This window comes from Rathayibacter rathayi (assembly GCF_004011095.1).
GTDB classification, from domain to species: Bacteria; Actinomycetota; Actinomycetes; order Actinomycetales; family Microbacteriaceae; genus Rathayibacter; species Rathayibacter rathayi.
Window position 1 is genome coordinate 802,534 of the sequence record NZ_CP028129.1, and the last position, 21,358, is coordinate 823,891.

Consider the following 21,358-nt stretch of genomic DNA (forward strand, 5'->3'; position numbering starts at 1 on the left):
GACTCTCGCAGCGAGTACCCTCCCTGACAGCGACCCGGAAGGCAGAGCCCTGGACGACACCGAGAACCCCGCCACGCGCACCGAGAGCGACTCCCTCGGTTCGATGGAGATCCCCGCGGAGGCCTACTGGGGCATCCATACGGCGCGCGCCCTCGACAACTTCCCGATCTCCAAGCGCCCGATCTCGATCTACCCCGATCTCGTCCGGGCTCTCGCCACGGTCAAGCTCGCCGCCGCTCGGGCCAATACCGAGCTCGGCACTCTCGCTCCGGCGAAGGCCGAGCTGATCGAGACCGCGTGCCGGCGGATCATCGACGGCGAGTTCCACGACCAGTTCGTGGTCGGAGTGATCCAGGGCGGAGCCGGCACCTCGACGAACATGAACGCCAATGAGGTCGTCGCCAACGTCGCACTCGAGATCGGCGGCTACGGGCGGGGCGAGTACGCGCACCTGCACCCGCTCGACGACGTCAACCGCAGCCAGTCCACGAACGACGTGTATCCGACCGCGATCAAGATCGCGATGACCTGGTCGCTGCGGCGTCTGCTCGACGAGCTGGCGCTGCTGCGTGAGTCGTTCTCCCGCAAGGCCGTCGAGTTCGGCGGCGTCCTCAAGGTCGGCCGCACTCAGCTGCAGGACGCTGTGCCCATGACGCTCGGCCAGGAGTTCCACGGTTTCGCGACCACTCTCGGTGAGGATCACGCGCGTCTCTCCGAGACCATCTGGCTGCTCGCCGAGGTCAATATCGGAGCGACCGCGATCGGCACCGGTATCACCGCAGATCCCCGCTATGGCGCGGCGGCCGTCCGCTACCTCAACGAGATCACCGATCTCGAGCTCGAAATGGCACAGGACCTCGTCGAGGCGACCAGCGACACCGGCGTCTTCATGTCGTTCTCGAGTGCGCTGAAGCGCTCGGCGATCAAGCTGTCCAAGATCTGCAACGACCTGCGGCTGCTCTCCTCGGGCCCGCAGGCCGGTTTCGGTGAGATCAACCTGCCACCGCGTCAGGCCGGATCGAGCATCATGCCCGGGAAGGTGAATCCGGTCATCCCCGAGGTGGTCAATCAGGTCGCCTACTCGGTGGCCGGCGCCGATGTCACCGTCACGATGGCGGCCGAGGCGGGGCAGCTGCAACTCAACGCCTTCGAGCCGGTGATCGCGCACTCGCTGCTGCAGAGCATCACCTGGATGACGCAGGCCTGCAAGACGCTCCGCGAGAACTGCATCGACGGCATCACCGCCAACATCGACCGGCTCGAGGCGATGGTCGCGTCCTCGGTCGGTGTCGTCACGGCGCTGACCCCGACCATCGGCTACACCGCCTCCGCCGCCCTGGCGAAGGCGGCGCTCGCCACCGGCCGCAACGTCGCCGATCTGGTGGTCGAGGCGGGGCTGATGTCGCGCGAGGAGGTGCTGCGGCTGATCTCGCCCGCCCGGCTCTCGGGCATCGAGGCGATGACCGCGGCGCTCCCGATCATCGACCCCGCACCGAAGGAGTGACCGCCGCCGCGAGGTGTGCCCCGGCATAGCTGCGCCAGGGCGCCCAGCGGCGGCCGAGCTCGGCGAGCGCACGCTGCCCGGAGGGGAGGCCGAGCACGGCCGCGCCCCTCCGAAGCGCCGGGTCGCCGGTGAGCAGTACGTCAGGATCGCCGCTCGTCCGCAGCGTCACCTCGGCGGCCGTCGCCCGGCCGATCCCGGGGACCGCCAGCAGCTGCCCGAGAAGCTCGTCCCGGTCGGCGTCCATCCGGAGCGAGCCGTCCGCGAGCAGCGCGCAGGCCCGCACCAGCACGTCGGCGGATCGGCGCAGCAGCTCCCCAGCGTGCTCCGCGATCGCGGCGGGGGAGGGAAAGACGCGGGTGACCGATCCGCTCGCCACCGCCCCCGGGAGCGTCTCGCCCAGCGCAGCGACCAGGCGTCCGGCCGCCCGCTGTCCGATCAGCGCGCGCACCAGAGTTTCGGTCGGATCGACGGAGCCAGACACCCGTATTCCGGGGCGTGCAGCGACGCTCGCGGCGAGGGCGGGATCGGCTGAGAGCGCCTCGTCCACGGCGCGCGCGTCCGCGTCGAGGTCGAGCAGCCGCCGGATCCGGGCCACCAGCGGCCCGACGTCGGCGACCGAGACGAGGGTGGCGCGGCAGCACACCGACTCCCCGTCCACTCCGAGCTGGACCAGCGCGGCGCCTCCGGGCAGCAGGAGCGAGCGCGTGTAGCCGCCCGGCGACGCCTCCTCCAGCCCCGGGAGCGCGCGGGCGCTGAGCCCGTCGAGCACTCCCGCATCGAAGGGTGCGCGGACCGGGAGTCGCAGGTTGAGCGTTGTCGCTCCGTCGTGGACGGCCGCGCCGGAGCGGACACCGCGGGTGGAGGCGCGCAGGGCCGTCGGCGTCCGCTCGTACACCTCGACGAGGGTCGCGTTGAACTGCCGGATGCTTGCGAACCCTGCGGCGAACGCCACGTCAGACACCGGCAGGTCGGTGCCCATGAGCAGGAGTCGCGCAGTCTGCGCGCGCTGGGCGCGGGCGAGGGCGAGCGGAGGTGCGCCCAGCTCCTCGCGCAGGATCCGGCCGAGGTGGCGCGCCCCGTAGCCGAGCCGCGCGGCCAGTCCCTCGACCCCCTCGCGGTCGACCACGCCGTCCCCGATCATCCGCATCGCGCGCGCCGCCGTGTCGTCGCGGAGGTTCCACTCGGGGGAGCCGGGGACCGCGTCGGGCAGACAGCGCTTGCAGGCGCGCAGCCCCGCCTCGTGCGCCGCGGCCGTCGTGGGGTAGAAGCGCACGTTCGCGCGCTGCGGCGTGGTGGCCGGGCAGCTCGGCCGGCAGTAGATACCCGTGGAGTGCACACCGGTGAGAAAGCGGCCGTCGAAGCGGGAGTCGCGCGAAGCGACGGCGCGGTAACGCTCCTCGAAGAGCGGATCGGAGTCGGGCACTCCTTGAGCCTGCCACGGCCGCTCCCCGGCTGGTGGCGGAAATCGGACACGGGCGTCGGCCGTCCGGTTCGGCCGCCCGGCTGTGTGCGGCCGCCCGCTCCTGTCCTGTCCTGTCCTGGTCCCGCCGCTGGGAGCGCGTCAACCGCCGACAGCCCACCCCGCCCGTGCTCTACTCTCGGGCCCATGAGCGCCTATCCGCCGCCCGCCCCGCCCGCCGCCCGTTCCTCCGTCGTCCCGACCGTGCTGGGCTCGATCGGCGTCGCGCTCCTTGGGATTCTGCTGCTGCTCGTGCTGGCCTACGCCGTGCTCGGGCTCGGTGTCAGCGCAGCGGCGGTCTGCGCGGTGATCGCCCTCGTCCCGCTCACCGTGGTGCTTCTCGGCGTCCGCTGGGTCGACCGCTGGGAGCCGGAGCCGCCACTCGGCCTCTGGTTCGCCTTCCTGTGGGGCGCGGCGGGGTCCGTTGCGATCGCGCTCCTCGTCGACCTCGGCGTGCAGATCGCGGTCTACGCCTCGGGACAGCAGCCGAGCGGATCCGACTTCGTCGGGGCCGCGGTCCAGGCGCCGCTGGTGGAGGAGAGCGCCAAGGGACTGGGGGTCCTGCTCGTCCTGCTGATCTGGCACCGCACCTTCGACGGCCCGGTCGACGGCATTGTCTACGCGGCTGTCGTCGCGTCCGGGTTCGCTTTCGTCGAGAACATCCTCTACTTCGGTAGCGCGCTGGTCGAGGGCGGCCTCGACTCGCTCGCCGTCACCTTCTTTCTCCGTGGGGTGCTGTCGCCGTTCGCGCATGTGCTGTTCACCGCCTGCACCGGTGCCGCGCTCGGCTTCGCCTCGAATCGTCCTGCGGCCGCGCGCGTCCCGATCGCCCTGCTCGGTCTGGCGCTCGCGGCGTTCTTACACGGCCTTTGGAACGGCTCGTCGTTCCTGGTGTCCGACTGGTTCGGCTTCTACGGAGTGGTGCAGGTGCCGTTGTTCGCGGTCGCCGTGGTCGTCGTGGTGCTGCTGCGCAGGCAGGAGCGGCGCATCACTCTGCGCAGGCTCGACGAGTACGCCGCGGCCGGCTGGTTCTCGCCGACGGAGGTGCGGATGATCGGCACCGCTCAGGGGCGCCGCACCGCTGCGCGCTGGGCGCGGGAGGCGGGCGGTGACCGGCCGCGGGCGATGCGGGAGTTCCTGCGCACGGCGACGCGGCTCGCCCATCACCGGCAGCACCTCGTCCTCGGGCGCGGGGGGCGGACCGGCGCGGTAGACGAGCGTGTCCTGCTCGAGGAACTCGTCGCCCGCCGGGCAGCGCTGACCCGCTGACGCCCGCTGACCCGCTGAACCGGTGACCCGCGCAGGCTCGCTGAGCGTCAGGCGGAGGCGCTCCGCACTCGCCGCTCGCCGGCCGTCACCGGCACGCCGAGCCGATTCTGTGCCGGCGGCAGCGGGCAGTTGTAGTGCGGCGAGAACCCGCACGGCGGGATGTACGCGCGATTGAAGTCCAGGAGCACCGGGCCGGGCGTGCCCGCATCCGCTGCGCCGCCGATCCGCTGCACCACGAGGAAGCGGCCGACGGGGTAGCTCGCGAGGTCGGGGTCGTCGCTGCGATTGGTCGGGTCGCCGAACGGCACGAGCAGGGTGCCGCCGTCGTCGAACGCTGCCACCGTGTACTCCTGGGCGCGGCCGTCGTCCACCAGCGAAAAGGTGATGTCGCCGGGCACGACCAGCTCCCTGGTCGCCCCGTTGTCGCGCAGATGCTCGAACGGAACCGTGCGGTCCTCGCTCACCGGCTCGAACCACGCCTCGAGCACCCAGGCCGCGTTGAACGGGAAGGTCTCAATGGCGTCGAAGGAGCGAATACCCGCCGAGGCGGCGTCCCACACGCGGTAGCCGTACTCCGGCTCGCCGGTCTCGAGGTTCTCGCGCCGCATCCGGGTGAGGCCAGCGGAGGGGCCGTAGCCGATCAGCGCCTGCTTGTCGTCGACGCTTTCGCCGGGCTCGAGCCACCGGGTCTCGACGAGGGCCAGGTCGCCGCGGGGTCCGGTGACGCGCTCGACTCGGCGGACGAGCCACGACTCCCAGCCGGCGCGCGCCGACTCGGTGAGGTCGATCGAGGCGCGGGAGGGTGCGGTGACGCTACTGCTCGGAGTGGTCATGGGGCGTTCAACGCGGAGCCGACCTGTTCTCTTCCCGGCCCGACACGGCCACGTCGCGGCCGGCAGGACCCGACGCAGGAGGGCGCGGTCCGCGGCACCGCACCAAAAAAGTTCGACGCCCCGCGGCAGCGGCAGGGCCGGCTGCTCGGACGGGGCGTCGAACTCTTCGTGAGAGAGGATGCTCCTTGGTCGCGCCGAGCGCAAGAGGCATCCAGATCCCGCGTCCCGCGCAGGCTGCCGTCGAGCGCTCGGTAGACTGGACCGCCTCTTTTCCTGCGGCCCTCGGAGCGCATCCCGTGCCTCCCAGCCCGCGGCGGCGGATCCACGGAAGGCGGACGATGACGGACGGCAGTACGGTTCAGGGCACCGAGCTCACTCGGGAGCGCGAGTACGTCGCGGCGCTCTACACCCGCCTCGACGAGCTGATCGCCCAGACCCGCGAGGCGCTGGACATCGTCCGCATCGAGAGCGTCGGCGGCAACCATCAGAGCCGCTCCGAGCGCGACGCCTACGCGCGCCTCTACGAGGACCGCCTCCGCTCGCTCACCGGCGCCGACGACCGCCTCGCCTTCGGCCGGCTGACCCTTGCCGATGGCGACTCCGAGCACCGCTACATCGGCCGCATCGGACTGCGCGACGAGGAGCAGGACACGCTCCTGCTCGACTGGCGCGCCCCCCAGTCGGCCGCCTTCTACCAGGCCACCGCGGCCCGCCCGATGGGGACCCGGGCGCGCCGCCACCTCACCACCCGCGGACGCGAGGTCCTCCGCTTCGAGGACGAAGTCTTCGACGAGGAGCTGCTGCGCCAGGGCACCGTGCTGCAGGGCGAGGGTGCGCTGATGGCGGCGCTCGACGCGCAGCGCACGGGCCGGATGCACGACATCGTCGCGACCATCCAGAGCGAGCAAGACCGCATCATCCGCTCAGAGCTGCGCGGCGTACTCGTCGTCCAGGGCGGGCCCGGCACCGGCAAGACCGCGGTCGCCCTGCACCGCGCCGCCTACCTGCTCTACTCCTACCGCGACCGCATCGCCTCTTCCGGCGTGCTCGTCGTCGGACCGTCGCGCTCCTTCCTCCGCTACATCGAGGCGGTCCTGCCCTCGCTCGGCGAGACGGGTGTCGTCCTCTCCACCGTCGGGCAGCTCTACCCGGGCCTCGACCTCATCGACGAGGATGCGCCGACGGTTGCGCGAGTGAAAGGTTCGGCGCGGATGGCGGAGCTGCTCAAGCGCGCCGTCCGCTCCCGCCAGGTCGTCCCGGCCGAGGCGCAACTGCTCGACGTGAACGGCGAGAAGCTGCGCCTGGAGCCCCAGGACGTAGAGCGCGCGATCACTCGCGCCCGCGACTCCCGCAAGCCGCACAATGAGGCCCGGGTCACCTTCGTCAAGACGCTGCTCTCGCAGCTGACTCGCCAGCTCGCCGACCAGCTGCGCAGTCACGGCAGCACGGTCGACGAGGCCGACGAGGCGGTGCTGCGCGAGGACGTCCGCACCGCGTACGACGTGCGCGTCGCGTTGAACACGGCGTGGATCCCGCTCACTCCCGAGAAGCTGCTGCAGGACCTCTACGCGCGCCCGAACTGGTTCGCCACCCTCACCCCCCGCTGGAGTGCGGAGCAGCGCTCGCTCCTGCGCCGCGACCGTGACGCTCCCTTCACCGTCTCGGACGTGCCGCTGCTGGACGAGGCCGCCGAACTGCTCGGCGCCTACGACGACCACGCCGATGCGTCGAAGAAGGCCGAGAAGGAGCAGCGCCGCCGCGACCTCGAGAATGCGGAGGCGGCCATCCGCAACATGGGCGTCGACGGGCTCGTCAACGCCAAGGACCTCGCCGCGGGCTTCGCCGAGCGCTCGGTGCTCGGCACCACCGCGGAGCGGGCCGCGGCCGACCGCACCTGGACCTACGGCCACGTCGTGGTCGACGAGGCGCAGGAGCTCTCGCCCATGCAGTGGCGGGTGCTACTGCGCCGCTGCCCGATGCGCTCGTTCACCATCGTGGGCGACGTCGCCCAGGCGTCCGGAGCCTCCGCTGCGTCGACCTGGGACGCCGCGCTCCGTGACACCTTCGGTCGCCAGGGCCGCGGAGTGGAGGCGGCACCGTGGCGCCTCGAGGAGCTGACCGTCAACTACCGCACGCCCGCGCAGATCGTCGCCTTCGCCGAGCGGACGGCGCGCGAGAACGGACTCGAGATCACTCCGGGCGAGGCTGTGCGCTCCACGGAGTGGCCGGTGCGGACCATCCGCGACCGCGGCGACGCGAAGCTCGCCGCGCGCGTGCTCGCCGCTGTGATCGAGGACCGGGCGATCGGGGAGGAGGGGACTCTCGCGGTGATCGCGCCCGATGACGACCTCGCCGCGATCGCCGAGCGCCTCGAGGAGCGCTTCGGCCGGGAGGTCGGCCGGGGAGCGACCGGGCTCGACCGCGCGATCGCCGTGCTCTCGACGAACGACGCCAAGGGGCTCGAGTTCGACTCCGTGATTATCGCCCGTCCGCGCCTGATCGCGCAGACCGGCGAGCGCGGCGCCGCCTCCCTCTACGTGGCGATGACCCGGCCGACGCAGCGCCTCACTCTGGTGGAGTGAGCGCCCCCAGCCCGCTCCCAGACTCCGCCCCCGGGCGCCGTAGGATCGACGCATGAGCAGCGAGAACCTGACCAAGCCCGAGCTCGACGCCCCGGAGGGCCCGGCCCCCGACACGCTGGTCGTCGAGGACATCGTCATCGGAGATGGCGCCGAGGCACAGCCCGGCTCGACTGTCGAGGTGCACTACCTCGGCGTCGAGTACGACACCGGCGAGGAGTTCGACTCCTCCTGGAGCCGCAACCAGTCGATCAACTTCCCCCTCAGCAACCTCATCCGCGCCTGGCAGCAGGGCATCCCGGGGATGAAGGTCGGTGGCCGCCGCAAGCTGGTCTGCCCGCCCGCGCTGGCCTACGGACCGGCCGGTGGCGGGCACCCGCTTTCCGGCAAGACCCTGATCTTCGTGATCGACCTGCTCGGCACAGCGTAGCTTCGGGCCCACGACGAAGGCGCAGCTCCTAGCGGGGCTGCGCCTTCGTCACGCGATCGACCAACTCCCGCCACGCGCCGCCGAGCTCGGTCTCACCGAGGCGGACGTGGTGGGTCTGCACGCGGATCTCGTAGACGAAGCGGTCGGCCCGGCCGGGGGAGTCGCCGTCTGCATCGTCCCAGGGGAGCGAGCCGAGCAGGTCGCGCCAGGCGCGTTCGTCGGGCTGCTGCTCCACGTCGACCCGCCACACGCGGCGGAGACCGGCGAATCCGCCGCTGCGCGACACGATGACGTCCATGCGCGCGATGCTACCCGCCTCCGCCCACCAGCGGACCGGGCTCACGCGGGCAGCGTCACCCCGACCGTCGACCAGCCGGTGCGCACCGCGTCCTCCACCTCGGAGCCGGCGCCGTAGCGCGCGGCCGCCGCCTGCACCGTGAGCGCCGCGAACGCCTCGAAGGAGGCCGTCGCGGTGAGGACGTCGCCGGTGAGGACGTCATACCAGACCTGCCCGGCGCGCTCCCACGCCTTCCCGCCGAGGGTCGTCGCAGCGACGGCGAACGCGCGGTTCGGGATCCCGGAGTTGATGTGCACCCCGCCGTTGTCGTCGTCGGTCTCGACGTAGTCGGCCATCGAACCCGGCTGCGGGTCCGAGCCGAGCACGTCGTCGTCGTACGCGGTGCCCGGCGCGATCATCGAGCGCAGCGCCGAGCCCTGCACCTCGTCCGTGAACAGGCCCTCGCCGATCAGCCAGCATGCCTCGTCCGCGCTCTGCCCGGCACCGTACTGCTCGAGCAGGGCGCCGAACACGTCGGAGACCGACTCGTTGAGGGCTCCCGACTGGCCGCGGTAAACCAGGTTGGCCGTGCACTCGGTGATCCCCTGGCCGTCCCCGTCGCCGAAGACCATCCGCGAGCCGTCCCAGAACGCGTTGTCGTAGTCCTCGCCGAAGTGCACGGTCGCGTCCAACGGCAGCCAGGCGTCATCGATCGAGTCGCGGCCGTACGCCCCCTGCAGGAACGCGGACATCGCACCGAGGCTGTCGTACGCCTCGTCGACCGCTGCATCGCCCGTGGCAGGGTCGCCCTCGCGGCGAACCACGGTGCCGGGCAGTGTCTCGGTGGTCTGCGCGTCCGCGATGGTGCGCTGGAGTGACTGCACCCGGTCGCGCGGCGAGGGTGACGCCGCGGCGGTCGGCGCTCCCCGCTCGGGCGAGGGCTCGCCGGGGCGCACGCGCCGGAAGGGCACGTCCTGCTCGAGCGAGCGGCTCGCGGCCCGCGCGGCCCGGGCGAACGCCGGATCGTCGAGGTGGGCGATGCGGACGAGGAGGTACGGCGGTACGACGGTTCGTCTCATGTCCCGATCCTGACACCGACCTCCGACACGGTCTCGGGCTCGCCCAGCGGCCCCCCATGCGGGAGTATCGGGGCGGTAGCGTGAGCGCGACGAGCGGTTTCCAGCGATCAGGGGCGCGGCCCCGAGGACGACGAGGGCGGACATGGGCATCATCACGCGGGGCTTCTTCGGTAAGAGGGAGCCGAACCCCGACCTCCCGCCGGGCCAGTACCTCGAGAACGGCTTCCCCGTCCTCTCGATCGGGCCGACGCCGAACATCCACGAGTGGGCCTTCTCGATCGACGGCGGGCCCGCGGGCGTGCGCCGCTGGAGCGGGGAGGAGTTCGCCGCGCTCCCGCACGAGGACGTGCACACCGACATCCACTGCGTGACGCGCTGGTCGAAGCTCGGCACCAGTTGGCGGGGCGTCTCGGTCGACACGCTGCTGGAGGGCCTGGAGACCAACGCCGGCTTCGTCATGGCGCAGAGCTTCGGCGGCTACACCACAAACCTCGCGCTCGCCGAGATCCGCGGCGGGAAGGCCTGGGTCGCCACCGAGTTCGAGGGGAAGCCGCTCGCGGCCGAGCACGGCGGCCCCGCTCGCCTGCTGGTGCCGCACCTCTACTTCTGGAAGAGCGCGAAGTGGGTGCGGACGCTGCGCCTGATGCCGGGTGCCGAGCCCGGCTTCTGGGAGCAGAACGGCTACCACCTGCACGGGGACCCCTGGAAAGAGGAGCGCTACTGGTGATCTGGACGGAGGCGCTGGCCGAGTCGGCCGCACCACTCACGCCCACGGCGCGCCTGCTCGTGCTCCGCGCCCCCGGCTGGCCCGGCCACCTCGCCGGGCAGCACCTCGACGTGCGCCTCACCGCGCCCGACGGCTACCAGGCGAGCCGCTCATACTCGATCGGCGCCCCCGCGGACGGCGACCGGGTGGAGTTGGCGGTCGAGCGGCTCGATGACGGCGAGGTCTCGCCGTACCTGGTCGACGACCTCGTGGCGGGCGACCGGCTCGAGGTCCGTGGCCCGATCGGCGGCTGGTTCGTCTGGCGACCGGAGCAGGCGGAGCCCGTGCAGTTGATCGCGGGCGGGAGCGGCGTGGTGCCGCTGATGGCGATGGCGCGCGAGCATGCCCGAGCCGGGAGCGCGGCGCGGATGCAGCTGCTCTACTCGGTCCGCTCGCCCGCGTTCAGCTATTACCGTGAGGAGCTGGCGGCCCTCGCCGAGCGGTCGGCGGCGTCGGGCGGAGTCGCGGTCGACCACGTCTTCAGCCGGGTGGCACCCGCGGGAGCTGCGCGCCCGGCCGGTCGCGTCACTCCGGAACTGCTCGCCGAGGCCGTGCTGCCGGCCGCGGTGCAGCCGACCGTCTACGTCTGCGGCCCGACTTCGTTCGTTGAGGCCGTCGCCACGGCCCTCGTCCATCAGGGCCACGCCCCGGAGCGCGTGCGCACCGAGCGCTTCGGCGGTACCTGAGCGCGCAGGGGCGGCCTCACTCGAAGGAGACCGTGTGGTTCTCGCCGATGTCGGGCTGACCACCGGTGACAGCGGCCTTGAGGACCCTCAACAGCACGACCGGACGGGGTTCGTCGCTCGCCCACAGCTCCACCGTCTCAGCGTTCACGCGGATCAGCGCGACCGTCGGGTCGTCCTTGCCGTCCGGGAACCAGCCCGCGACGGCCGGCGACCACAGCTCGTCCACCTTCGCGGGGTCGTGCACGACGGTCGCTGAGCCGGCCACCGACAGGTAGCCCTTCTTCGATTCGAAGGCCACGTTCACGCTCGGGTTCGCGCGGATGTCGTCGACCTTCGGCGACGGGTCCTGGGTGAAGAACCACAGTTCGCCGTCGAAGTCGATGTCCTGGGCCTTCAGCGGGCGGCTGACGAGCTGCCCGGTCGAGTTGACGGTGGTGAGCAGTCCGATCCCGGCGCTCGTCACCAGCTCGGTGATCTGGGCGCGGTCGTCGGAGTCGGCGGGGGTGATCTCGGTGTCGGTCATGGGGCCGACGCTACCCGGACCAGGCGCCGCCGCAAGGGGTGGCAGGGCCGCCGCGCCGATGTTTAGCGTCGAGGCATGGACACCGAATCGACGTACACCGCCATCCTCGACAGCGGAGCGGAGCAGGAGAGCATCCGCCTCGAGATGATCGACGGCTCCCCGCAGCGCTCCTTCACCCGCGTCGCCGACATCGACGGCGAGGAGGTCGAGGTGGTCTGGGAACTCGAGCCCGACGACGACGGCTTCCACGTTTACCGCCCCGTGCGGGTCGAGGGCCGCGACGACGACAGCGGAGCGGTCTCCGACGAGCAGCTGACCGACGGCGGCGGCGCGGACGCGGCCTCCGGCGACTGACCCGGCGCCCGACCTGCGGGCCGGCCGGTGGAGAACGGACGCGGCTGGCCGCTCAGGCCGTCGGGTGCAGAGCGTCGTACGCCCGGAATCCGGGTCGCAGCCGCAGCACGGCAGCGAGGATCGCGATGATCGCGAGTCCGCCCGCGAGCGGCGGTAGCCAGAGCAGCGCGAGCGAGGCGAGCAGACCCGTATAGAGATCGCCGACTCGCGGACCGCCCGTCACCACCACGATGAACACTCCCTGGAGCCGACCGCGCATGTTGTCGGGAACCGCGGTCTGCAGCATCGTCTGCCGGAAGATCGAGCTGACGTTGTCGGCGGCCCCCGCCCCGGCCAGCGCGACCGCGGCCAGAGTGATCACGCCCGTGTTCGCCGAGGACGGGTCGCTGCGCGTCAGTGCCGCCCCGAGCAGGACCGCACCGAACGCCATCACGAACGCTCCGTACACCTGGATCGAGCGGCTGATCGCGACGCCCTGGCCGCGCACTCCGCTCAGCCGCCCGGAGAACACACCGCTGAGCAGCGCGCCGATCGCGAACGCGGCCGTGAGCGCACCGACCGTCACCGCGCCGCCGCCCAACAGCACCGCGGCAGCGGCGGGAAACACCACGCGGGGCTGCCCGAAGGTCATCGCCACGATGTCGACGAGGAAGGACATCCGCACGTTCGGTGCACTCCGAAGAAAGCGCAGGCCGTAGCGGAGCGACTCCAGCCCCGGCCGCTGCCGCTCTCCCTCCGGCACGAGCGCGGGCAGCCCCACGATGCCGAGGAACGCGGCGAGGAACAGTACGACGTCGATCGTGTACGTGAGCGCGAAGCCCGAGGAGGCCACGAGTACGCCGGCGAGTGCGGGCCCGACCGTCACCTCCAGTCCACTCGCGATGCCGCCCAGGGCGGCGGCCGCGGGGACCAACTCGGTCCGGAGCAGTCGCGGAGCCAGCGTCATCCGGGTGGCCACGATCACGGTGGTCGCGACGGCGTTCGCGGCCGTCAGGAGGTAGAGGGAGAGCGGAGTCTCGGCGCTGAGCCAGGCGAGCGCGGCGATGCCCACGGTCGAACCCCAGGCCACGATCGCGGCGAGCAGCAGCACCAGGCGGCGGTCGAAGGCATCGGCGAGCATCCCGCCGTAGAGTCCGGCGATCACGGTCGGCACCAGCGCCACGACGCCGACCAGCGCGACAGCCAGGGTCGACCCGGTGAGCTCGTAGACGTGCAGCCCGACCGCGACGATCGTCATCTGTCCACCGATGCCAGAGATCACGTTGCCGGCCCAGAGCCGGGCGAAGGCGGGCGACTCGCGGAGGGGCGCGACGTCGAGGACATGGCTGCGCCGGGGGGCAGCGGGTGTCTGGCTCACTCGCTCCATTGTGCTGACTCCGTCGCCCTGGCGGGCATTGTCGCGCTGATCCACTGGTTCAGGGGGCATCCCCTAGGGTGTGAGGCATGAGCACGTCATCCGACGGCGCGCCCGGGCGTCAGGGTCCTCCTGCCCCGCGGGCAGCCGGAGCCGCCCCCTCGCGACGCTCGATCCGCACTGCCGCCGAGGCGGGTGCGCGTCGCGCCGCCGCCGTCACCGGTGGTCGGCGCAGCTCCACCGGCGGCGCCCGCACCGAGACGTCCCGCACGAACGCCATTAGCGCCGGCGCAGTCGTTCGCCGCTACGGAGCCGGGATCGCCGCGATCCTGCTCGCGGCCCTTGCCGTACCGATCTCGTTCTTCGTCTGGTACGCCCTGATCTCGCTCGGCGCCTACCCGGGCGACCAAGCCGTCAGCGACCTGCTGGTCGGCGTCCTCTACGCCGCGCTTGTCCACGCGGTCCTGCTCACCGGGATCCTGCTCGCCGTCTCCTCGATCCGCGCCCGTCGGCGCGAGAAGCGCCCGCCGATCGCCGGCTGGATCGGTGTCGTCGTGAACGTGCTCATGCTCGTCTACTGGGAGCTACTGGTCTCGCCGTGGCTGGTCGTGCTCTGGAATCGGGCCACCGGCTCCTGACGCCGCTTCCCTCTGGTAGAGTCGCCCGGTTGCCGTTCGACGGCCGCGGATCAAGAGAGCCCACGCATCAGGCGCCGGGCACCGCGCAACGAGAGAGAGGGGATCCCACTTATGGCACTCGAAGCAGAGGTCAAGAAGGCGATCATCGAAGAGTACGCGACCCACCCCGGTGACACCGGATCCCCCGAGGTGCAGGTGGCCGTCCTGACCAAGCGGATCAAGGACCTCACCGAGCACCTCAAGGAGCACAAGCACGACCACCACTCGCGTCGTGGTCTGCTGCTGCTCGTGGGTCAGCGTCGTCGACTCCTCGGCTACCTGTCAGACGTGGACATCAACCGCTACCGCTCGCTGATCGAGCGTCTGGGTCTGCGCCGCTAGGGTCGGCGCCGCTAGGGGTCTGCGCCGCTAGTTCCTCCGGGAGCAGGGTGTGGTCTCGATGACACCGCGAACTTCTTGCGGAACGGGCCGTCCTCCTCACGGAGGACGGCCCGTTCCGCATTCCGGAGCGCTCCGGTTCAGGGCAGCGGAGCCGGCCGGTCGACGCCTCCCCACGAGAAGCCTCTCGAGGCCGAGAACCAGTCGGCCGCCGCACGCTGGAGCGCCGCGTCCGCCTCGGCGCGTCCGGGTGCCCGCACCGCGTCGACGAGGTCTGGCAGGGCGATCCGCCAGGCCGCGGCACTGCGCTGGGCGCGAGCCCAGTCACGGGCGCAGACCGGATCAGCGGCGGCCGCGGTGAGAGTCTGCGGTGACGTCACCCGCCAGCCGGTGCCCGACTCCGCGACCACGACCGCGCAGGTCAGGGCGGCGCCGCGGATGATGCTGTCCGCTCCGGCCGACGGGCCGATCGCCTGATCCTGCGCGGCGACCAGGGCGGTGAGCGCGAGTTGCAGCCGGGTCGACGGCTCATCGGGTCGCGGCCGGATCCTGCCCTCGCCGGCCGAGACCGAGGCCGCCGAGTCGGGTGCGAGGAGCAGCCCCGAGGAGGACTGCGACGCGTGCAGACTCAGTAGCCCCGTCACTCCGTCCACCCCGTTCGCAACTCCCCGCACGGAGGAGTCGCCGAGGCTCCAGACGACGGGCGTGCGGTTGTGGAGGGTAAGACGGCGGTGGTCCTCGTCGAGGCAGGCGACGAGATGCCCGGCCGGCACACCCGCTCCGCCCTCCAGCGCGGAGGAAGCGGCCAGGAGTTCCCGACTGTCGTCGCACTGGGCGGGAGCGTCGGAGTCGGGGGAGGCCGCTGCGGCGAGTGATCCCTGGGAGGTGAGGACGCCCTGCACTCCGGCGACGGCGGTCACGAGTGCCGCGGTGGCCAGGAGGAGTGCCATGCCATGCCTGCCCATCGCCGCCACCTCCTGCTCGCAGGCTAGCCCGGTGCGGGTGGGGTGGCCAGCGCGGAGGGAGCGTCATCGCTGGCCCGCTCGCCTGGGATCCGCTCGTCGACGGCCCCTTGCACGCCCGTCGTCCGGATGCGCCGCGCCGCCCGACTCCGGCGGGGGAGGGCTTGCGCCTCCGATGATGGGGGGATGAAGCTCTTCCCGTTCGGACGCGGCAACGCGAACCCTTTCCCCGCCGACGACCGCGGCTCGGGCACGCTCGACGACGACGACTACGAGCTGCGTCCCACGTCACGTCGCGGCCAGACGCTCCTCGGCCTCGCCGACTCTCGACCGCACCAGAACGAGATCGCCCGGGTGCTCGCCCTTGGCGAGGACGAGATCACCGCCGTGATCCCGCGCCGCACTCTCGAGCAGGAGCGCGTGGACGCTCCGATGCCGGTGCGCCTCTTCGCGGCCCAGCGCCCCTCCGGACTCGTGGGCCAGGTGCCGCGAGGTCTCGAGAACGTCGTGGACGCGGCTTTCGCGCGGCTCTCGGAGGCGGGTCGCTCGCCCCGTATTCCCGCCCGGATCGTGACGGCGAAGGGCGGTCTGCGGGTGCAGCTGTTGCTGCACGAGACCCGCGGCTGAGCCGGATCCGGATCGCCGCGGCAGCGTGGTTCCTGGAGGATCCGCATCGCTGCTGATAGAATGAATCGGTTCTGAATCCGAAAGCGACCGCCGGTCGACACCGGATTCGAGCCACGGAGCAGGCCGGCAGGAAGCTGGTCCTCGGTGGTGGAGTCCCGGACAGCGGCAGACGGTCGCAGCGGCAGTCGGTCGCGTCAGCCCGGAGCTTTTCTACTGGTGGCCAGCACGAACGCCCTCCATACGACGGCACGGCGCGAAGCCCTGTCGTGGGATCGTCTCGATTCCTGACCGGACCGCTGCTCCGACGAACGCCGGTGCCCAGAAGGGGCGCCGCCGCAGACGTTAAAGGAGACAGACCTCTTGGAAGGTCCTGAAATCACATTCGCCGAAGCCGTTCTCGACAACGGCTCGTATGGCACCCGCACCATCCGCTTCGAGACTGGCCGGCTCGCGCAGCAGGCTCAGGGCGCCGTCGCCGCCTACCTCGATGAGGACACCATGCTCCTCTCGGCCACGTCGGCGTCGAAGAACCCGAAGGACAACTTCGACTTCTTCCCGCTGACGGTCGACGTCGAGGAGCGTTCCTACGCCGCGGGCAAGATCCCCGGCTCGTTCTTCCGCCGCGAGGGGCGCCCCTCCACCGAGGCGATCCTGGTCTGCCGTCTGATCGACCGGCCGTTGCGCCCCTCGTTCGTCGAGGGCCTGCGCAACGAAGTCCAGATCGTCATCACGGTCCTCAGCATCGCGCCGGACGAGTTCTACGACGCCCTCGCTATCAACGCCGCGAGCGCCTCGACTCAGATCTCGGGCCTGCCCTTCTCCGGCCCCGTCGCCGGTGTCCGCCTCGCGCTCATGTCCGACGGCTCGGGCAACGACCAGTGGGTCGCCTTCCCCAAGGCCTCGCAGCTCGAGAACGCCGTCTTCGACCTCACCGTCGCTGGTCGCGTCGTCACCAACGAGGACGGTTCCTCCGATGTCGCCATCATGATGGTCGAGGCCGAGGCCACCGAGTCTTCCTGGAACCTCATCAAGGCGGGTGCGACCAAGCCCAGCGAGGACGTCGTCGCCGAGGGCCTCGAGGCAGCGAAGCCCTTCCTCCGCGCGCTCGTCGAGGCGCAGGCGACGCTTGCCGCCGAGACCGCGAAGCCGGTCAAGGACTACCCGGTGTTCCTGCCCTACGCGCAGGACACCTACGATAATGTCGCCGAACTCAGCTACGACGAGCTCGTCCGCGTCTACCAGATCGCCGATAAGGTCGAGCGCCAGGACGCCGACGACGCCCTGAAGGCACGGGTCAAGGAGCAGATCGCCGAGCGCATCGCCTCGGGTCAGCTCTCGGCCGAGGCCTACACGCAGGTCGGAGCAGCGTACAAGTCCGTCACGAAGGTGGTCGTCCGCGGCCGCATCCTCCGCGACGGCGTGCGCATCGACGGACGCGGTCTGGCCGACATCCGCCCGCTCGACGCCGAGGTGCAGGTCATCCCGCGCGTCCACGGCTCGGCGATCTTCCAGCGCGGCGAGACCCAGATTCTGGGCGTCACCACGCTGAACATGCTCAAGATGGAGCAGCAGATCGACTCGCTGTCGCCCGTCACCAAGAAGCGCTACCTGCACCACTACAACTTCCCGCCCTACTCGACCGGTGAAACCGGCCGCGTCGGTTCGCCGAAGCGTCGCGAGATCGGGCACGGCTTCCTCGCCGAGCGCGCCCTCGTGCCGGTGCTGCCCAGCCGCGAGGAGTTCCCCTACGCGATCCGCCAGGTCTCCGAGGCCCTGAGCTCTAACGGCTCGACCTCGATGGGCTCGGTCTGCGCGTCCACCCTGTCGCTGCTCAACGCCGGTGTGCCGCTGCGCGCTCCGGTCGCGGGCATCGCGATGGGCCTGGTGTCCGACGTCGTCGACGGTCAGACCCGCTACGCGGCGCTGACCGACATCCTGGGCGCGGAGGACGCGCTCGGCGACATGGACTTCAAGGTCGCCGGCACCTCCGAGTTCGTCACCGCCATCCAGCTCGACACCAAGCTCGACGGCATCCCGTCCTCGGTCCTCGACGCCGCTCTCAAGCAGGCCAAGGACGCCCGCACCACGATCCTCGCGGTGCTCACGGCGGCCATCGATCAGCCTGATGAGATGGCTCCGACCGCGCCCCGCGTGATCTCGGTGCAGATTCCCGTCGACAAGATCGGCGAGCTGATCGGCCCCAAGGGCAAGACGATCAACGCGATTCAGGACGAGACCGGCGCCGACATCTCCATCGAGGAGGACGGCACCGTCTACATCGGAGCCGTCGACGGTCCGTCGGCCGAGGCCGCGCGTGCGCAGGTCAACGCCATCGCGAACCCGACCAACCCCGAGGTCGGCGAGCAGTTCCTCGGAACCGTCGTCAAGCTCGCGACCTTCGGTGCGTTCGTCTCGCTCCTGCCGGGCAAGGACGGACTGCTCCACATCAGCGAGGTCCGCAAGCTCGCCGGTGGCAAGCGCGTCGAGAACGTCGAGGACGTCCTCGGAGTCGGTCAGAAGCTGCTCGTGCAGATCACCAAGATCGACGACCGCGGCAAGCTGTCCCTCGCGCCCGTCCTGGCCGAGGAAGCCGACGCCGAGGCTCCCGCCGAGAGCTGAACCCTTCCGCGCGACCCGTGACGCCCGTCCCTCGTCTGGAGGGGCGGGCGTCCGTCGTCGCCGGGAGGCCTGGGGTACCGTGGGACCGCACCGCGCCGACCGGAGGACTCCGTGACCGACCCGACGCCCCTGGCCACCGAGCCGGAGACGCCCCTCTCTCGCACCCACTCCTCTCGCGGGCACTCCTCTCGCGGGCACTGGGCCGGACCGGTCTCCCCGTGCATCCGCTCACCCTCGATGGCTCCGTCTTCGGCTGGGCCGCAGGCATCGACGACACCACCGAGGTTCTCGATACGTTCGGGCGCCTGGGCGGCACCCTGATCTCGACGGCCGACCACTATGCGACCGGCCGCAGCGAGTACATGATCGGCCGATGGCTCGAGCAGAGCGGGCTGCGCGAGCGGATGCTCGTCGCCACGAAGGTCGGTCGGCACCCGGATGCACCGGGCCTCGCGCCCGAGGACGTCCGCATCGCGATCGAGGGAAGTCTTGAGCGGCTCGGCACCCGGATCGACGTGCTCTCGTTCGACAGCGAGGACCCCGAGATTCCGATCGCCGAGAGCCTGGCGGCGGTCGCGCCGTTCCTCGCCGACGGCTCGGTCGGAGCTCTGGGCGCAGCACACTTCAGCGGCGCCGCGATCGCGGCACTGCACGAGACGGCGCGCGCGTTCGCGCTGCCCACGGTGTCGGCCGTGGTGGCGGAGTACAGCCTGATGGAGCGCAGGACCTACGAGTCCGACGTCGTGCCCGAGGTAGTGCGGCTCGAGCTGGGCACCCTCGCGCATCTGCCGCTCGCGAGCGGCTACCTCACGGGAACCCTGCGCAGCCGCACCGACGAGCCGGAGTCGGCCCTGTTCGAGGCGGGACTGGACTACGTCGGCCGACACGGCTCGAGGGTGCTCGCCGCTCTCGATGAGATCGCCGAGGCGCACGGTACCGAGCCGGCCGTGGTCGCGCTCGCGTGGGTGCTCTCGCACCAGGAGGTGTCGGCCGCGATCCTGCGAGCTCGCAGTGCCGAGGAACTCGAGGCTCTGTTTGCGTCGGCGCTCCTCCCGCTGACGCGCAGCGACATCGCCCAGCTCGACCGTGTGTCGGCCTGAGGCGGCCCGACGACCCGCTCGCGCGGGTAGGGGGGTGCCGCTCCGCGGGCTCGCGCCCTGGCTGCCCGGATGGTCCGACCGGCCGGCCGCTTCAGCGGCGCAGGATGCGCGCCTCCCACGGACCGAGGGTGGACCCCGTCGCACCCGCGACGTTGCCGAGCACCGTCTCGGCTTCTGCCCAGTCGCCGAGCAGCGGCACCTCGAGCGGTTCGCCCGAGACGTTCCCGACGACGAGGAGCTCGTCAGGTCCGGTGCGGGTGAAGGCGAACAGGGTCGGGTGCTCGGCCTCCAGCAGTGCGAAGCGGCCCAGCTGCACGGTCTCGTTGGCATGCCGAAGGGCGATCAGGGCGCGGTAGTACTCGAACACCGACCGCTCGGCCGCCCGATCGGCCACGACGTTCACCTGGGCGGAGTTCGGGTTCACGGCGATCCACGGCTCCCCGGTCGTGAAGCCGGCCTGCGGACCGTCGTCCCACTGCACCGGCGTCCGGGCGTTGTCGCGGCTCTGCGCGCGCAGCCCGGCGAGCACCGCCGCCGGGTCCTCGCCGCGCTCGTCGACAGCCTCGGCCCAGTAGTTCAGCGACTCGACGTCGCGAAAGTTCTCGATCCCCGCGAACGGCACGTTCGTCATCCCGATCTCGTCGCCCTGGTAGATGTAGGGCGTGCCCCGCTGCAGGTGCAGGAGGGTCGCCCAGAGCGTCGCGGACTCGTATCGGTGGGCGCCGTCGTCACCGAAGCGCGAGACGAGGCGCGGCTGGTCGTGGTTGCCGAGGTAAAGGCTGTTCCAGCCGCGCTCGGCCAGACCCTCCTGCCAGCGCGCGAGATTGGCCTTCAACGCAACCAGATCCAGCGGCACCGGGTGGAATTTGTCGACGCCGTGGTCGATCCCGACGTGCTCGAACTGGAACACCATGTCGAGCTCGCGCCGCTGCGGATCCGTGACCAGCACCGCCTCCTCGAGAGTGACCCCGGGCATCTCCCCGACCGTGAGGAAGGCGCCCTCGCGGTGCGCGAACACGGCCTCGTTCATCTCGCGGAGGTACTCGTGGAGCCGCGGCCCGACGCCTCCCACGATGCCCGCGCCGCCCTGCTCGCCGTCGATCGCATCGACGTTCTTCGAGACCAGGTTGATGACGTCCATCCGGAAGCCGTCGACTCCGCGATCGAGCCAGCGATTCATCATCGCGTGCACCGCCTGCCGCACCTCCGGATTCTCCCAGTTTAGGTCGGGCTGCTGAACCGCGAAGAGGTGAAGGAAGTACTCGTCCGTCGCCGGATCGAGCGTCCACGCCGGCCCCGAGAAGTAGGAGCGCCAGCCATTGGGTTCGGCGACATCCAGCCCGGCCGCGGCTGCCGCGTCGAGCTCGCGTCCGGCCTGGGCGCAGCGGCGTCCGCGGCGCCACCAGTACCAGTCGCGCTTGGGGTCCTCCTGCGAGGAGCGCGACTCGACGAACCAGGTGTGCTCGTCGCTGGTGTGGTTGACCACGAGGTCCATCACGATCCGAATGCCGCGCTCGTGCGCCTCCGCGAGCAGCAGGTCGAACTCCGCCAGCGTTCCGAAGCGGGGGTCGATGTCCTCGTAGTCCGAAATGTCGTAGCCGTTGTCGTGCTGCGGCGACGGGTAGATCGGCGAAAGCCAGACCACGTCGACACCCAGGTCGGCGAGGTAGTCGAGCTTGGAGCGGATGCCGCCCAGATCCCCGATGCCGTCGCCGTTCGAGTCGGCGAAGGAGCGCGGGTAGATCTGGTAGACGACCGCGCTCGTCCACCAGGGCGTCGACGCGTCCGGTGTGGCTGATCCGGGAGTCGGCGAGGTGATGACGGAGGGGGCTTGGTCATCGGAGTTCATGGTCGCGAATCTAGCCGGGACGACCGACACGGACCCGGTCGGCGCACCGACCGCAGTCGCGATCCGCACCCG

The 21,358-nt window shown here is 71.2% G+C and carries 20 protein-coding genes; 12 read left to right on the forward strand and 8 right to left on the reverse strand.

Going from position 1 to position 21,358, the window contains the following annotated elements; genetic code table 11:
* Window positions 1–103 precede the first annotated feature (103 nt).
* The gene (locus tag C1O28_RS04025; protein ID WP_237398059.1) at window positions 104–1,504 is read left to right on the forward strand and encodes an aspartate ammonia-lyase; all 1,401 of its coding nucleotides are present in this window, start codon (window positions 104–106) and stop codon (window positions 1,502–1,504) included.
* Here the strand turns inward: C1O28_RS04025 and C1O28_RS04030 are convergent.
* Window positions 1,479–2,927 carry a DNA-3-methyladenine glycosylase 2 family protein gene (locus tag C1O28_RS04030; protein WP_097166484.1) on the reverse strand — a complete coding sequence of 483 codons (1,449 nt, stop codon included), beginning with the start codon at window positions 2,925–2,927 and terminating at the stop codon, window positions 1,479–1,481. The genes C1O28_RS04025 and C1O28_RS04030 overlap by 26 nt on opposite strands.
* Window positions 2,928–3,110: 183 nt before the next feature.
* On the opposite strand from C1O28_RS04030, the gene C1O28_RS04035 reads away from it, so the two are divergent.
* Entirely contained in the window at window positions 3,111–4,232 is a 1,122-nt protein-coding gene (locus tag C1O28_RS04035) for a PrsW family intramembrane metalloprotease (protein WP_097166483.1), read from the forward strand.
* 47 nt (window positions 4,233–4,279) lie between these two features.
* Here the strand turns inward: C1O28_RS04035 and C1O28_RS04040 are convergent, their stop codons facing one another.
* Window positions 4,280–5,065, reverse strand: a complete 786-nt coding sequence (locus C1O28_RS04040; RefSeq protein WP_097166482.1) for a DUF1684 domain-containing protein — start codon at window positions 5,063–5,065, stop codon at window positions 4,280–4,282.
* A gap of 338 nt (window positions 5,066–5,403) precedes the next feature.
* On the opposite strand from C1O28_RS04040, the gene C1O28_RS04045 reads away from it, so the two are divergent.
* Both C1O28_RS04045 and C1O28_RS04050 read left to right on the forward strand, forming a co-directional pair.
* Window positions 5,404–7,647 (forward strand): HelD family protein, encoded by a 2,244-nt coding sequence (locus C1O28_RS04045; RefSeq protein WP_097166481.1) that lies wholly within the window; start codon window positions 5,404–5,406, stop codon window positions 7,645–7,647.
* A 52-nt stretch (window positions 7,648–7,699) separates the two neighbouring features.
* Entirely contained in the window at window positions 7,700–8,074 is a 375-nt protein-coding gene (locus C1O28_RS04050; RefSeq protein ID WP_097166480.1) for an FKBP-type peptidyl-prolyl cis-trans isomerase, read from the forward strand.
* A 28-nt stretch (window positions 8,075–8,102) separates the two neighbouring features.
* Here the strand turns inward: C1O28_RS04050 and C1O28_RS04055 are convergent, their stop codons facing one another.
* Window positions 8,103–8,417, reverse strand: a complete 315-nt coding sequence (locus tag C1O28_RS04055; RefSeq protein WP_127821435.1) for a protealysin inhibitor emfourin — start codon at window positions 8,415–8,417, stop codon at window positions 8,103–8,105.
* The gene (locus tag C1O28_RS04060) at window positions 8,414–9,430 is read right to left on the reverse strand and encodes a M4 family metallopeptidase (protein ID WP_097166478.1); all 1,017 of its coding nucleotides are present in this window, start codon (window positions 9,428–9,430) and stop codon (window positions 8,414–8,416) included. The genes C1O28_RS04055 and C1O28_RS04060 overlap by 4 nt, the downstream gene beginning before the upstream one ends.
* A gap of 142 nt (window positions 9,431–9,572) precedes the next feature.
* On the opposite strand from C1O28_RS04060, the gene C1O28_RS04065 reads away from it, so the two are divergent.
* A complete protein-coding gene (locus C1O28_RS04065; RefSeq protein WP_097166477.1) occupies window positions 9,573–10,157 on the forward strand; it encodes a molybdopterin-dependent oxidoreductase in 585 nt (194 codons plus the stop codon).
* Window positions 10,154–10,882 carry a ferredoxin reductase gene (locus tag C1O28_RS04070; protein WP_243392059.1) on the forward strand — a complete coding sequence of 243 codons (729 nt, stop codon included), beginning with the start codon at window positions 10,154–10,156 and terminating at the stop codon, window positions 10,880–10,882. Before C1O28_RS04065 ends, C1O28_RS04070 begins: the two co-directional genes overlap by 4 nt.
* Window positions 10,883–10,898: 16 nt before the next feature.
* On the opposite strand, the gene C1O28_RS04075 is transcribed toward C1O28_RS04070, so the two are convergent.
* Entirely contained in the window at window positions 10,899–11,405 is a 507-nt protein-coding gene (locus tag C1O28_RS04075) for a pyridoxamine 5'-phosphate oxidase family protein (RefSeq protein ID WP_097166476.1), read from the reverse strand.
* Window positions 11,406–11,480: 75 nt separating this feature from the next.
* On the opposite strand from C1O28_RS04075, the gene C1O28_RS04080 reads away from it, so the two are divergent.
* Window positions 11,481–11,759 (forward strand): hypothetical protein, encoded by a 279-nt coding sequence (locus C1O28_RS04080; protein WP_097166475.1) that lies wholly within the window; start codon window positions 11,481–11,483, stop codon window positions 11,757–11,759.
* Window positions 11,760–11,811: 52 nt separating this feature from the next.
* On the opposite strand, the gene C1O28_RS04085 is transcribed toward C1O28_RS04080, so the two are convergent.
* Window positions 11,812–13,125 carry an MFS transporter gene (locus C1O28_RS04085; protein WP_097166474.1) on the reverse strand — a complete coding sequence of 438 codons (1,314 nt, stop codon included), beginning with the start codon at window positions 13,123–13,125 and terminating at the stop codon, window positions 11,812–11,814.
* Window positions 13,126–13,202: 77 nt separating this feature from the next.
* Between C1O28_RS04085 and C1O28_RS04090 the strand changes: the two genes are divergently transcribed.
* Window positions 13,203–13,751, forward strand: a complete 549-nt coding sequence (locus C1O28_RS04090; RefSeq protein WP_097166473.1) for a hypothetical protein — start codon at window positions 13,203–13,205, stop codon at window positions 13,749–13,751.
* Between the two features lie 111 nt (window positions 13,752–13,862).
* Window positions 13,863–14,132 carry a 30S ribosomal protein S15 gene (gene rpsO, locus C1O28_RS04095; protein ID WP_097166472.1) on the forward strand — a complete coding sequence of 90 codons (270 nt, stop codon included), beginning with the start codon at window positions 13,863–13,865 and terminating at the stop codon, window positions 14,130–14,132.
* Between the two features lie 137 nt (window positions 14,133–14,269).
* Here the strand turns inward: rpsO and C1O28_RS04100 are convergent, their stop codons facing one another.
* Window positions 14,270–15,094, reverse strand: coding sequence for a hypothetical protein (locus C1O28_RS04100; RefSeq protein WP_127821436.1), 825 nt, complete (start codon window positions 15,092–15,094; stop codon window positions 14,270–14,272).
* Window positions 15,095–15,277: 183 nt separating this feature from the next.
* Between C1O28_RS04100 and C1O28_RS04105 the strand changes: the two genes are divergently transcribed.
* The 3 genes from C1O28_RS04105 (at window position 15,278) to C1O28_RS04115 (ending at window position 19,437) form a co-directional block, all read left to right on the forward strand.
* Window positions 15,278–15,718, forward strand: a complete 441-nt coding sequence (locus tag C1O28_RS04105; protein ID WP_097166470.1) for a hypothetical protein — start codon at window positions 15,278–15,280, stop codon at window positions 15,716–15,718.
* A 360-nt stretch (window positions 15,719–16,078) separates the two neighbouring features.
* A complete protein-coding gene (locus C1O28_RS04110) occupies window positions 16,079–18,337 on the forward strand; it encodes a polyribonucleotide nucleotidyltransferase (RefSeq protein WP_097166469.1) in 2,259 nt (752 codons plus the stop codon).
* 218 nt (window positions 18,338–18,555) lie between these two features.
* A complete protein-coding gene (locus C1O28_RS04115; protein ID WP_160487524.1) occupies window positions 18,556–19,437 on the forward strand; it encodes an aldo/keto reductase in 882 nt (293 codons plus the stop codon).
* Window positions 19,438–19,528: 91 nt separating this feature from the next.
* On the opposite strand, the gene C1O28_RS04120 is transcribed toward C1O28_RS04115, so the two are convergent.
* Entirely contained in the window at window positions 19,529–21,286 is a 1,758-nt protein-coding gene (locus tag C1O28_RS04120) for a glycoside hydrolase family 13 protein (protein ID WP_097166693.1), read from the reverse strand.
* Window positions 21,287–21,358: the final 72 nt, after the last annotated feature.